Source organism: Pseudomonas edaphica, from assembly GCF_965277385.1.
GTDB classification, from domain to species: domain Bacteria; phylum Pseudomonadota; class Gammaproteobacteria; order Pseudomonadales; family Pseudomonadaceae; genus Aquipseudomonas; species Aquipseudomonas edaphica.
In genome coordinates, this window is the sequence record NZ_OZ255725.1 from 5546002 (window position 1) to 5559059 (window position 13058).

A 13058-nucleotide genomic window follows, 5' to 3' on the forward strand; every position below is an offset into this window, starting at 1 on the left:
CTTGAGGTGGGTGATCAACAATATCTATCCGATAATCGTGACCCGCGCGACCAGTAGCAGATACGTGGGGTCCGTGTTCGGATTGTTATAGGCCACGTCCCGTCATATCGTGTATGAATTGGGCTTACTTCACCCCAGGCGCTGGGCAGCGTCCAATTTTCATTTGTGATCGGGTGATCACCGTTTGTGATAACCGTTTCTGATAGCTGAGAGAATTTAATGGAGTTAAAGCACTTGCGCGCCTTTGTGGTGCTCGCCCAGGAGCTGCATTTCGGTCGGGCAGCGGCGCAGTTGTCGATCGTGCAGCCGGCGCTGAGCATGCAGATCAAGGTGCTGGAAAGCGGCTTGGGCGTGCGCCTGCTGGATCGTAACCGCCACTCGGTCACACTCACCGAAGCGGGGCGGGCGTTCCTGCCTGAGGCCCAGGCCACCTTGCACCAGGCCGCTCGGGCGGCAGAGGCGGCGCGGGCATCCCACCGCGGTGAAATCGGCCGGGTGCGCCTGGGGTTTGTGTCCTCGGTATTGCCGCAATTGCTGCCGCAACTGATCCGCGCGGTGCATCAGCGTTACCCGCGTATCGAACTGGAACTCAAGGACATGCCCGGCCCCGACCAAGCCGCCGCGTTAAAGAATGGCCAGCTGGATTTCGGCCTGATGCGCCTGCCGGCCGCCCACCCCGGCGTGCAGACCCGTGCGGTCTTGCGTGAGAGTTTCTGCGTGGCGCTGCCGATGGACCACCCTTTGGCGGCCCTGGAGTCCATCCAGCCTGCCGACCTGCTCACGTGGCCGGTGTATATCCTCGCCAGGCGTTACGCGCCGGGGTTCTACGATGAGTTTATCCAGGCCGTCGGCATGCCCTTGGACATCGCCAGCGAACTGGGTGAGTTCACCACCATGCTCGCGCTTGTCTCCGCCGGGTTGGGCATCGGCGTGTTGCCGCAGCAGGCGGCGCGGGCATTGCCAGCCAATTGCGTGTCGCGGCCTTTGCAATTGGGTGGGTTTCAGGCCACCACGGGGTTGGCCTGGACCGAGTTGGACAGTGCGGTGAAGACCACCATGTTCAACCTGATCGTGGAATTGTTTGGCGAGTGATTGTTTCATCGAGTGAAATGCTCGATTGTAAAGTCTGGTGATTCCATCGATCAGGGCAGCGGTGGAGTATGTGTGGCGTCAACACCCCCACTTTTGGAGCCTCTCATGTCCCAGCCTGCGATCAAGCTTTATGGTTTCCCCTTGTCCGGCCACTCCCACCGGGTCGAGCTGATGTTGTCGTTGCTGGGCTTGCCCAGTGAATTTATCCTGGTCGACCTCAAGCAAGGCGCGCAAAAAGCGCCGGACTTTATCGCCCACCTCAACCGCTTTGGCCAGGTGCCGGTGATTGACGATAACGGCACGGTGTTGGCCGACTCCAACGCGATTCTGGTGTACCTCGCCAACCAATATGGCAACGGCCAGTGGCTGCCGAGCGACCCTGTCGGCCAGGCTCGCGTGCAGCGCTGGTTGTCGGCGGCTGCCGGCCAACTGCACGCCGGGCCCGCTGCTGCGCGGTTGGCGGTGGTGTTTGGTGCCGAAGTCGATACAGTCGCGGCCATCAGCCGTTCCCATGCGCTGCTCAAGCTGGTGGACGAACAACTGAGCCAAAGCCGCTTTTTGGTTGGTGAGCAGCCGAGCATCGCCGATGTGGCGTTCTACACCTACGTGGCCCACGCGCCGGAAGGCAATGTGTCGTTGGCCGACTACCCTCAAGTGCGTGCCTGGCTTGCTCGCATCGAGGCGTTGCCGGGGTTTGTCGGCATGCCGCGCAGCGCCGTGGGTCTGCAAGCAAAGTAACGTAAACCCCCTGTGGCGAGGGAGCTTGCTCCCGCTGGGCTGCGCAGCAGCCCCAATAAGGGCAGCGCATTGATTCAGGCAATACGCGGTCATTTTTTTGGGGGCCGCTGTGTGCCCCAGCGGGAGCAAGCTCCCTCGCCACGGGTGAGTAGTTTTCAGCTAATGAGAAGGCGTGCCGATGGATCGATTTCATGAGATGCAGGTATTCCTGGCGGTGGCCGAGGAGGAGGGCTTCGCTGCCGCTGCGCGGCGCCTGAAAACCTCGCCGCCCAGCGTGACCCGAGCGATTGCCGCCATGGAACAGCGTATCGGCACGCAGTTGCTGGCACGCACCACCCGCAGCCTGCACCTGACCGAAGCTGGCCAACGTTACCTGGAAGATTGCCGACGCATCCTGGCCGAGCTCGATGAAGCCGAGGAAGCGGCGGCGGGCAGCTACTCCATCCCCGGCGGCCACCTGACGGTGACCGCGCCGGTGCTGTTCGGCGAGCTGTATGTGGCGCCGGTGCTGGGGGATTACCTGGACCGCTTTCCCTTGGTAAATATCACCGCCTTACTGGTCGACCGTGTGGTTAACATGACCGACGAAGGCGTCGATGTGGCCGTGCGTATCGGTCATCTGCAAGAACTTGGACAGCAGGCCATAAAGGTCGGGGAAGTGCGCCGGGTGGTGTGTGCATCGCCCGGTTACCTCGACCAGCACGGTCGGCCGCAACGGCCTGAGCAGTTGCGTGAAGCCAAGATCGTCACGTCATCCTCCAGCCAGCTGGTAAGTGAATGGGCGTTCGTCGACGCCGGGCAGCCGTTGACGGTACCCATCGAGCCGCGTCTGGTGGTCACGGCAAATAATGCGGCGATCAACCTGGCGCGCCTGGGTTGGGGCATGACGCGGGTGCTGTCTTATCAGGTCGCGGCAGCGGTGGCGGCTGGGGAGTTGGAGGTTGTGCTGGAGGCTTTTGAACCGCCACCGCTGCCGATCCAGGTGGTGTTCCAGAAAAGCGGCCGCGTACCGGCCAAGGTCCATACCTTTGTGGACTTCCTCACCCATCGCCTCGGGCAGGACGCTGCCCTGAACCCGGCGATGAAGCGCCGCGGCTGATGGAACGCTATCGCGACATGCAGCTGTTTGCAGCGCTGGCTGATCAGCCCAGCCTGGCTTCGGCGGCGCGCCAGGCCCAGGTTTCCGGCCCGACCCTGATCCGTGCGGTTGCTCGCCTGGAAGCCCGCCTGCGGGTGCCGTTGTTGCAACGCAGCACACGCGGCGTGAGCCTGACCGAAGCGGGCAGCGCCTATCTGGCCGATTGCGTGCGGTTGCTGGCAGCCGTCGATACCGCCGAGGCTTCGGCCAAGGGGCTGCACGTGCAGGCCCAGGGCAATTTGCAGGTGTTCTTGCCGTTTCTGTTCAGCCGTTATGTGATGGCGCCGGTATTGGCCAGCTATATGGACAACTACCCCGACGTCCGCCTGGTGGCGCGCTACCACGACTACTACCCGAACCTGCACGAAGAGGGGCTGGATGTGGCGATCCTGGTCGGCGAATTGCCCAATTCATCGCTCATCGCTCGGCCGGTGGGGCAGGTGCGGCATATCCTCTGCGCCAGCCCCGATTACCTCGCCGCCCATGGCGAACCCCGACATCCGAGCGAGCTTAAAAAGCATCGGCTGATTGCCAGTGCCGACCCGGTGGCCTGGGATTTTCAAGGCTTGCAGCTCAAGGCCCGCGCGCGTTTGAGCTGTGCCAGCGTGCAAGGTGCAATCAACGCGGCGGTGCAGGGTGCGGGGGTGATTCGTTGCGTGAGTTACCCGCTGCACCAGCACCTGCTGAGCGGCCAGTTGCGCCGTGTGTTGCCTGACTTTGAACAGCCGCCGTTGCCGGTGCATGTGGTGTACCGCGAGGGCCGCAACGCACCGATGCGCGTACGCAGTTTTGTTGACCACTGTGTGGCGGCGCTGCGTGAGCATCCGGCATTTCAGTCGGTGAAATAGTGGATTGCCAAGTGTGGGCATTCTCACGTTGGCAGGTGGGGCGCAGCATGGGCGCATCCAACCTGAGGTGCTCAACATGAACCCAGTCGAACAATCTCCCTGGCATGCCGGCGAACGGCACCTGCAAGCAAGCGCTGGTGCGGCTGAGCGCATGGCCGTGGTCGGGCTCAAGGTGATTCGCGATCACTTGCCGGAGCAGCATCGCGACTTCTACCCGCTGTTGCCCTACCTGATGCTCGGCGTAGTGGATCCCCAGGGCATTCCCTGGGCGACCATGCTTGAAGGCGCGCCGGGCTTTGCGCATTCACCCGACCCACACACCTTGCAGATCGACAGTTTGCCGTCCAAAAGCGACCCGGCGCTTGGCGCCTTGCACTTAGGTGCCAGCGTGGGTTTGCTCGGCATTGACCTCAACACCCGGCGCCGCAACCGCATGAACGGCCGCATCGGTGGTTTGGACCACGAAGGTTTTTCGGTCGATGTGGCGCACACCTATGGCAACTGCCCCAAATACATCCAGTTGCGGCCCGTCGACGGCATCGCCCGCAAGCCCGGCACCACGGTCGAGCGCCTCAACGGCCTGGACGCTGCGGCACAAATGTTGATCCGCAGCGCCGACACTTTCTTCGTCGCCAGCTACGCCGACGTGGATGGCGCACGCTCGGTGGACGTTTCACACAGAGGCGGCAATACGGGGTTTGTGCGGGTTGAAGGCAACGTGCTGACCATCCCGGATTTTGCCGGCAACCTGTTCTTCAATACCCTGGGCAATTTGCAGCTCAACCCAGTGGCGGGGTTGCTGTTTATCGATTTTGAATCGGGCGATGTGTTGCAGGTTGCCGGGCGCACTTCGCTGATCCTCGACGGGCCTGAGGTGGCCAGGTTCGAGGGCGCCCAACGGCTGTGGACAGTGACCGTGGAGCAGGTAGTACGCCGCCCGGCGGCATTGGCGCTGCGCTGGCAGTTTGCGGAGTTTTCGCCGCATAGCCTGGCGATGGGCGGTTGGTAACTTCTGTGGGAGGTAGTGTTTACAGCATGTGTAATCAGTACCGAATCATCACCGACTTAAGCTCGGTGTAATCCTCGATAAACGCACTGCCAAACTCGCGCCCAACCCCCGAAGACCGATTGCCTCCAAACGGCACCGCCGGGTCGAGCAGGGTGTGCATGTTCACCCACACAGTGCCGGCATTGACGGCCGGGATCATGCGCAGCGCCTTGCCGAGGTCGTTGGTCCACAGGCTGGCGCTCAACCCATAAGGGCCGTTGTTCATCAGTGCCAGCAGTTCGTCTTCGCTGTCGTAGGGCAGGAAGGTGGCGATGGGGCCGAAGGTTTCTTCGTTGAGCAGAGTGTCGTTGATGCTATTGGCCAGGATCACGGTGGGTTCGAAGTAGGAGCCGGGGCGCTCGATCAGGTTGCCACCGTGAATGATTGTGTTGTTTTCGGCGCGGGCCTGATTGATGTAGCCGAGCAGTTTTTGCTGGTGCTGCCGGTGAGTCACCGGGCCGAATTCGGTGCGTTCGTCCAGGGGCGAGCCGATGTTAAGGGCGCTGAGGCGCTGGCTGAGCGTGTCGAGCACGGCGTCGATCTGCGAGCGATGCACGAAAAAGCGTTCGGCCGCCGCGCAGATTTGCCCGGAGTGTAAAAAACCGGCTTCGATGATGCCGCCCACGGCTTTGTCCACGTCCATATCGCGCAGGAATCCGGCGGCATTTTTGCCGCCCAGCTCCAGGGTTGCGCGGGTCAGGCCTGCGCCCATGGCGCTGCGGCCGACGGCGATGCCAGTGGGCACGGAGCCGGTGAACGATACCTTGTGGGTGCCCGGATGCTCCACCAGGCCTTTGCCGACATGGCCGCCGCCCGTCAGCACGTTGAGCACACCGGCAGGCAACCCGGCGTCGATCGCCAGTTCAGCGATGCGCAGGATCGTCAGCGGCGTGAATTCGCTGGGCTTGATGATGATGCTGCAACCGGTGACCAGCGCCGAGGCGAGTTTCCAGATGGCGATCATGGTCGAGAAATTCCACGGCACGATGCCCACCACCACGCCCACCGGTTCACGCAGGGTAAAGGCGGTGTAGCGCTCGCCATTGAAGGAGGGCAGCGATGGCGTGAGCGTCTGGCCGCTGATCTTGGTGGCCCAACCGGCGTAGTAGCGCAAAAAGTGCGTCGCCTGGTCGACCTCGAATGCTCGGGAAATCTGGATGATCTTGCCCGACTGGCAGGTTTCGATCTGCGCCAGTTCTTCGCGGTTTTGCTCCAACAGATCGGCCAGTTTGAGCAGCACATTCCCGCGAGTGGCGGGTGCGGCCTGGGACCACTGCTTAAAACCCCGATTGGCAGAAGCCACCGCCGCGTCGATATCCGCCACGTCCGCATCGGCAACCTCTGCGATCACCTGGCCGGTTGCCGGGTTGGTCACTGTCAGCGTCTGGCTGGCGTGGCTGCGCACGCTGACGCCGTCGATAAACAGCCCATGTTGGCGACGTAAAAAAGTTTCGACGTGGGGCAGCAGCGCAATATCACTCATGGCAGGTTCCTGGCAGTTCACAAAGGAAAACTCGAGGGTAACCAACCCTCCTGGAGGCGGCTTGACTGTGCCTGCCAGGTTTTATGCCTGTGCCTGCCGTGCTTGTGAAAAGTACAACCTTGCCTGCCGAATGTGCATGTTGCGCCGCTGCCCCCCGGCCGATACTGGGCCTGCATCCAGCGCCGCTCTTGACCTCGGAGCGCCTGCCGGACTTCCAATAATAAGCAGGGCTATCCATGAAAAAGCCAAACCCGCTGCTCGAAGACCTCAAACCTCTCTTGCCTGCCATTGCCGCGAATACCGCACGTGCCGAACAACTGCGCCAAGTGCCGGATGAAAATATCGCCTGGCTCAAAAGTATCGGCCTGCACCGTGCCTTTCAGCCCAAAGCCTTTGGCGGCCTGGAACTCTCGCTGCCCGAGTTCGCCGACTGCATCGCCTTGCTCGCCGGCAGCTGCGCCAGCACTGCCTGGGCCATGAGTTTGCTGTGTACTCACAGCCATCAGTTAGCGTTGTTCAGCGTACAGTTGCAGCAAGAAATCTGGGGTGCGAACCCCGACGCCACCGCCAGCAGCAGTATTGCGCCCTTCGGGCGTGTCACCGAGGGCGAGGGCGGCGTGTATTTCAGCGGTGAGATGGGTTGGAGCAGTGGTTGCGACCATGGCGAGTGGGCGATTGTCGGCTGCCGTCGCCAGAACGCCGAAGGCAACCAGGATTACTGCTTCGCCGTGCTGCCGCGCAGCGACTACCAGATCCGTGACGACTGGTACGCCGCCGGCATGAAAGGCAGCGGCACCAAGACCTTGATCATCGACCGTGCCTGGGTGCCCGAGCATCGTATCCAGAAAGCCAAGGACATGATGGAAGGCAAATCCGCAGGCTTTGGCCTCTACCCCGACAGCAAGATTTTCTACGCGCCGTACCGGCCGTATTTCGCCAGCGGGTTCTCCACCGTGAGCCTGGGCGTGGCCGAGCGCATGTTGGAGGTGTTCCGCGAAAAAACCAAAACCCGCGTGCGCGCCTACACCGGCGCTGCCGTGGGCGCGGCGACCCCGGCCTTGATGCGCCTGGCCGAGTCCACCCATCAGGTCGCCGCCGCTCGCGCCTTCCTGGAGAAGACCTGGCAGGAACATGCCGAGCACAGCGCCGCGCACCAATATCCCAGCCGCGAAACCCTGGCGTTCTGGCGCACCAATCAGGCCTACGCGACCAAAATGTGCATCGAGGCGGTGGACCGTCTGTTTGCGGCAGCAGGCGGCAATGCCTGGTTCGAGCATAACGAGATGCAGCGCCTATTCCGCGATTCCCATATGACCGGCGCACATGCCTACACCGACTACGACGTTTGTGCGCAGATCCTCGGCCGCGAGCTGATGGGCCTGGAACCTGACCCGAGCATGGTCTGACGGGTTTGCCACCACACTAATCAGGGCGGCCGTTTAGCCGCCGTCCGGGAGTCTTGCATGTCTGACAGCAGCCTTTTCGACCCACGCGCCTTTCGTCGCGCCCTGGGCAATTTTGCCACCGGTGTGACCGTGGTCACCGCCGCCACCGCCTCCGGGCGTAAGGTCGGTGTGACTGCCAACAGTTTCAACTCGGTGTCTCTCGACCCGCCGCTGGTGCTGTGGAGCATCGACAAACGCTCCAGCAGTCACGAGGTGTTCGAGGAGGCCAGCCACTTTGCCGTGAATGTACTGGCTGCCGACCAAGTGCACCTGTCGAATAACTTTGCGCGCCCGCGTGAAGACCGTTTCGCCTTGATCGAATACGAACCGGGCGAGGGTGGCTCGCCCGTGTTCGCCGACTGCTCGGCGCGCTTTCATTGCGAGAAATACCAGCAGATCGACGGTGGCGATCACTGGATCATGATCGGCAAGGTAGTGGCCTTTGATGACTTCGGGCGTGCGCCGTTGCTTTATCACCAAGGCGCTTACGCAGAGGTTCAGGCGCTGCGTCCGTGCGCGCCCGAAGGGCTTCAAAACGGTACGGCAACCACCAACTGACTGTAGACATTGGTGCCGTTACCGACGACCTGGTTGCCGCCGGTTTCGGCATCCTTGTTGGGCTTGTACAGGCCCATCAGCGGCGTAATGATCAGGTGCTCGTTGACCGCCCACTCGGCGTACAGGTCCAGCTCACGGCCATCCAGGTTGAGCTGGCCACGGGTGCTGACGGTGCTGTAGTCAAAAAACAACGCGCCGAGGGTCAGGTTGTCCAGTGGCTTGAGCTTGAACGCCACGTGCTGCACCCCCGTGTTGCTGTTGTAGGGGCCGGAATAGTTGCCCGCCACTTCGCCCTGAACCCAGGTACCGTAGCCGCGATTGAAGCCTGAGAACATGCCGTCCCAGTTTCTTGAGTAGCGCGCATAGCGATAGGTCAGGTCGGGTGACCACGGCAAGCCAGCGAAGGTGTAGCCGGCCTCGGCGTAACCGGCGTTTTGCTGGCTTTCGCGGCGGTCCTGACGCGCCAGTTCAAAGGCAAAGTGCGCGTTATCGATACCGGCATTGCCGCTGCCGCGCAGGCTATAAAGGTTCATGCCCTTGCGCTGGCGTTGCAGGTCAGTGGCGTAGCGCTCATCCACGTCAATGCCGTGAATATAAGTCAGGCCCAAGGTGCCCGGCGCGGCGCTGTAATCGAGGGTGCTGATGGCCATTTCGGTCATGGCTTGCGCCGGGTTGTCGGACTTGAGCCACATCAGGCTGCCGTGCACGCCGTCCTTGCCGCCCAGGCGGATCACCGCCGCCTTGTCGAACGCGTGGCGCGCAGCAATGTAGTAGGCACCGCCGCGATTGAACTCGCCATCGCCCACGCCCTTGCCCAGGTTGGGGCCGTCGTCGTTGATGATAAAACCGTCCCCCAGCGTGATGATTTGCCGCCCGAAGGACAGGTCGACGCCATCCTTGCCCAGCGCCGGAAACAGGTCACCGGAGCGCCAGCCGGCGAAGGCTTCGTCGAATTTGGTGGTGCGCTCGGTGCCGTTGGTGACCCCGGACGCATCGCCATCGCCCCAGGTGCCGGAACTCACCAGGTTGGCGGTGCCGTACACGCCGCCAAAGTTGCCCAGGTTTTGCTCGACGCTCAGGCCGTACTTAATGAACGCCTCACGCCAGGTCGAGCCGCCGCTGCGCCCGTCGTAGTTTTTCGGGCTATTGAACATGCCGTACACGGCGAGGAAGTTACCGGTGACCCTGGTGTCGGCATCGCTGTACAGCTCGATGGCTTGAACCTTGCCGACCAGCAACGCGATGCCCAGCCCTACCGCCTGGCGCAAGCGACGGTTTTTCAGTGTGTGCTCCATTGTTATTGTCCCCAGCTTGGTTAAGAGTGAGGGCGCATTAGGGCGAGCGCTGCAGGCGCAAGTCTTTCATTTGCGTGCCAGGGAATTGACCCTGGCCGCCAGGCAATACGCCGTGGCAGGCAGCAACAAAACCGGCGGCAGACAGGGGCAAGACGACCAACTTGGGTGGGGCGCACAGTGCTGGCACATTAAAAAAACGCTTTCGAGGACCCCATTATGTCGATCAATGACCGACTCACCGCGCACCTCAACCGGGGCACGGTAGGTTTTCCCACCGCCTTGGCCAGTACCATTGGCCTGATCATGGCCAGCCCGGTGATCCTCACCGCCACCATGGGCTTCGGCATCGGCGGCAGCGCGTTTGCCCTGGCGATGCTGATCGCCGTGGTGATGATGCTGGCCCAGGCCACCACTTTCGCCGAAGCTGCCTCGATCCTGCCCACCACCGGCTCGGTGTACGACTACATCAACTGCGGCATGGGGCGGTTTTTTGCGATCACCGGCACCTTGTCGGCCTACCTGATCGTGCACGTGTTTGCCGGCACCGCCGAAACCATTCTAGCCGGCGTCATGGCCTTGGTGAACTTCGAGCACCTCAATACCTTGGCCGAGTCCGCTGGCGGTTCCTGGCTGCTGGGCGTGGGCTTCGTGGTTGTTTTCGGGGTGCTGAATGCCTTTGGTGTCAGCGCTTTCGGCCGGGCAGAAATCATCCTCACCTTTGGCATGTGGACCACCTTGATGGTGTTCGGCGTGCTTGGCCTGATCGCCGCGCCAGCGGTGCAGTTGGACGGCTGGTTCGGCGTGTCATTGGTCGGCACCGACATGATCACCGTGCTGTCCCTGGTGGGTATGGCGATGTTCATGTTCGTCGGCTGCGAGTTCGTCACGCCGCTGGCGCCAGACCTGCGCCAATCGGCCAAGGTCATGCCCCGGGCGATGATGCTCGGGCTGGTGGGCGTGGCCACGTGCATGTTCATCTACGGCGCTGCAATGAAGCGCCAAGTGGAAAACGTGGTGCTGGACGCTGCGTCGGGCGTGCACCTGCTGGACACACCCATGGCCATCCCCAAGTTCGCCGAGCAGGTGATGGGGCAGGTCGGCCCGCTGTGGCTGGGCATCGGCTTCCTGTTTGCCGGCGCGGCGACCATCAATACCCTGATGGCCGGTGTGCCGCGGATTCTCTACGGCATGGCGGTGGATGGTGCATTGCCCAAGGTCTTTACCTACCTGCACCCGCGCTTTAAAACACCGCTGCTGTGCATCCTGGTGGCGATGCTGATTCCGTGTCTGCACGCGCTGTACCTGGGCGGCAACACCGACAACATCATGCACCTGGTGCTGGCGGCGGTGTGTGCCTGGAGTTTCGCTTATCTGCTGGTAACGGTGTCGGTGGTGAGCCTGCGCATTCGTCGCCCGGATTTGCCACGGGCCTACCGTTCGCCGTGGTTCCCGCTGCCGCAGATCGTCTCGAGCATCGGCATCTTGCTGGGCATGTGGTTTATCACACCGCCGGGCATGAACCCGGCGGATATCTACGTGCCGTTCGGCGTGATGCTGGCGATCACCGCCGCCTATGCGTTGTTCTGGACCCTCGTGGTGCAGAAGGTCAACCCCTTCAAGCCGGCCTCCGTGGAGGAGGTGCTGGCCAAGGAATTCGGCAATGAACCGGGGCATTCCCATGAAGGTTATAGCGACTTTGCGGCAAAAGCTGTTTGAGCTGTTTCGCGCGGATCGTGCGCCTTCCGGCTATCGGCCTGGGGTAACGCTGGAGCGTCTGCGGCGCAATTTGGGGCTGGCGACACTGGAAGTGGAGGGTGTGGCGTTCGAGATTGTCGAACGCGCCGAATCGCAGTTGCTGATGCACCTGGTCATGACCGAGTTCGTGCTGCATGTGCCTGCGACGACAGGAGGCACGGGCAGTTTTGCGGTGCACCATGGCGGCGCGATTCGGCGCACTGGCGTGCGTGTACGCCGGCGTGCAGGCAACCAGGCGCTGGGCCGTGAATTGCAGGCGCGTTTGCTGGCGGATGAGGCGTTGTTTCGGGCTTTGATGCCGCTGGATTTCAAGCGCCTGCGTATCGAGTTGCAGGACCAGCAATGGTGTGTGCGCCTGGAACATATGGGCGGCAGCGAGGTGGTCAATCGCCTGCCGGCGTTTCGGCGTTACATTGCCCTGAGCCCTGTGCAGAGCGAGCATTTGCTGGTGACACTGGTGGGGCTGCAACGGGTGTTGTCGAACCTCTGATTGGCATCAATAGTGCTTCTGCAAGGGTAAACCGGTAGTTGTTGCGCGCATATAGATAACATGTTAACTATTGCAGCAGAACAACAAGAACAAGCCATTGCGGAGGCACCCCATGAGCATCCAACAGCAGGCACACGACGGGCTGGACAGCTGGAACCACGAACTGCGCGCTGCGTGTGGGCACTTCGACACGGAACTGGCCTTCAACCGCTCGCTGTTTATCGGCGAGATCAACAACTTGCCCCGTGGCCTGGCGATCCTGCGCACCAATGCCGGGCTGATCAAGCGCCCCACGCACCATGCCGACCACGACAACGACCAGGAGTGTTTCCTGGTCAGCCAGCGCAGCGGTTATTCGCAAATTGTGCAGAACGGCCAGATCCTGCAACTGGCGCCTGGCGAGATGCTGTTGATGGACTCGGTGGGCTCCATCGAGATTACCCCTTTTGGCTTGATCGAACACGCGTCGCTGTCGCTGTCGCGGCCTGAGGTGTGCAAGCACTTGGGCGGGGAGTCGCGCGCGTTTGGCAAAATTTCTTCGACCAAGGCCTGTGGGCGCATGTTGCATGTGTTGATGGACCAGCTGTGCAAGGACGATACGGCCGATGGGGCGGGCGAAGTGGCGGCGCTGCAGACGGCGTTTGTGTCGCTGTTGGGTTCGGCGCTGGAGCAGGGTGACGAGTGCCGCGAAGGGCTGGCGGCGTTGCAGGGCAATAACCTGCGCAGCTATGTGCAGAAGGTGATTGACGAGTCGCTCAGCCAACCCGGCCTGAGCCCGGTGGGTTTGGCCAACCGGCTGAATATTTCGGTGCGGCATTTGTATCGGTTGTTTGAGGAACAGGATGACAGTGTGTGCCGCTATATCCAGCGGGCGCGGCTCAAGCGCAGTGCGGATGACCTGACTAACCCGTTTTTGCGCAGTGAGTCGATTACGTCGATTGCGTATAAGTGGGGGTTTACGGATTCGGCGCATTTCAGCCGATCGTTCAAGAAGCAGTTTGAGCTGTCGCCCAAGGATTTCCGGTCCAGCCGGTTGCAGGCGGTGGGGGCGTAAGAAAATGCGTTGTGGGCTGGTGTGGGAGCTGGTTTGCCTGCGATGGCATCACCGCAGTGTGACTGACACGCCGAGGTGGCTGTATCGCAGGCAAGCCAGCTCCCACATTGGAAT

General features: G+C 61.9%; 11 protein-coding genes and 1 pseudogene. 10 read left to right on the plus strand and 2 right to left on the minus strand.

Annotated features, from left to right (window positions below; all coding sequences use genetic code 11):
* Nucleotides 1–219: 219 nt before the first annotated feature.
* From ACQY47_RS25310 to ACQY47_RS25330, 5 genes are all read left to right on the plus strand, one after another.
* Nucleotides 220–1092 carry a LysR family transcriptional regulator gene (locus ACQY47_RS25310; RefSeq protein WP_428552873.1) on the plus strand — a complete coding sequence of 291 codons (873 nt, stop codon included), beginning with the start codon at nt 220–222 and terminating at the stop codon, nt 1090–1092.
* 105 nt (nt 1093–1197) lie between these two features.
* Nucleotides 1198–1830, plus strand: a complete 633-nt coding sequence (locus tag ACQY47_RS25315) for a glutathione S-transferase family protein (RefSeq protein ID WP_017139576.1) — start codon at nt 1198–1200, stop codon at nt 1828–1830.
* A 178-nt stretch (nt 1831–2008) separates the two neighbouring features.
* Complete coding sequence (locus ACQY47_RS25320) at nt 2009–2929, plus strand: LysR family transcriptional regulator (RefSeq protein ID WP_017139575.1); 921 nt, start codon at nt 2009–2011, stop codon at nt 2927–2929.
* Nucleotides 2929–3816 carry a LysR family transcriptional regulator gene (locus tag ACQY47_RS25325; RefSeq protein WP_099549964.1) on the plus strand — a complete coding sequence of 296 codons (888 nt, stop codon included), beginning with the start codon at nt 2929–2931 and terminating at the stop codon, nt 3814–3816. The genes ACQY47_RS25320 and ACQY47_RS25325 overlap by 1 nt, the downstream gene beginning before the upstream one ends.
* Nucleotides 3817–3892: 76 nt before the next feature.
* On the plus strand, nt 3893–4825 hold the full coding sequence (locus ACQY47_RS25330; RefSeq protein WP_428552878.1) for a pyridoxamine 5'-phosphate oxidase family protein: 933 nt from the start codon (nt 3893–3895) through the stop codon (nt 4823–4825).
* A gap of 34 nt (nt 4826–4859) precedes the next feature.
* Here ACQY47_RS25330 and ACQY47_RS25335 read toward each other — a convergent pair whose 3' ends face one another.
* A complete protein-coding gene (locus tag ACQY47_RS25335) occupies nt 4860–6347 on the minus strand; it encodes an aldehyde dehydrogenase family protein (RefSeq protein WP_138452237.1) in 1488 nt (495 codons plus the stop codon).
* A 236-nt stretch (nt 6348–6583) separates the two neighbouring features.
* On the opposite strand from ACQY47_RS25335, the gene ACQY47_RS25340 reads away from it, so the two are divergent.
* The gene (locus tag ACQY47_RS25340; protein WP_138452235.1) at nt 6584–7753 is read left to right on the plus strand and encodes a p-hydroxyphenylacetate 3-hydroxylase oxygenase component; all 1170 of its coding nucleotides are present in this window, start codon (nt 6584–6586) and stop codon (nt 7751–7753) included.
* Between the two features lie 57 nt (nt 7754–7810).
* Nucleotides 7811–8290 (plus strand): annotated as a pseudogene (locus tag ACQY47_RS25345) (flavin reductase family protein); the annotation flags it as partial.
* A 32-nt stretch (nt 8291–8322) separates the two neighbouring features.
* Here ACQY47_RS25345 and ACQY47_RS25350 read toward each other — a convergent pair.
* Entirely contained in the window at nt 8323–9645 is a 1323-nt protein-coding gene (locus ACQY47_RS25350) for a hypothetical protein (RefSeq protein WP_428552882.1), read from the minus strand.
* Between the two features lie 216 nt (nt 9646–9861).
* Here ACQY47_RS25350 and ACQY47_RS25355 point away from each other — a divergent pair, with 216 nt between their 5' ends.
* The 3 genes from ACQY47_RS25355 (at nt 9862) to feaR (ending at nt 12944) form a co-directional block, all read left to right on the plus strand.
* Nucleotides 9862–11361: an APC family permease gene (locus tag ACQY47_RS25355; RefSeq protein ID WP_236461119.1), complete on the plus strand. Its 1500-nt coding sequence runs from the start codon at nt 9862–9864 to the stop codon at nt 11359–11361.
* Nucleotides 11324–11890 (plus strand): DUF3156 family protein, encoded by a 567-nt coding sequence (locus ACQY47_RS25360; RefSeq protein ID WP_170040418.1) that lies wholly within the window; start codon nt 11324–11326, stop codon nt 11888–11890. Before ACQY47_RS25355 ends, ACQY47_RS25360 begins: the two co-directional genes overlap by 38 nt.
* A 112-nt stretch (nt 11891–12002) precedes the next feature.
* Nucleotides 12003–12944, plus strand: coding sequence for a transcriptional regulator FeaR (gene feaR, locus ACQY47_RS25365; protein ID WP_138452224.1), 942 nt, complete (start codon nt 12003–12005; stop codon nt 12942–12944).
* The last annotated feature ends 114 nt before the right edge of the window (nt 12945–13058 follow it).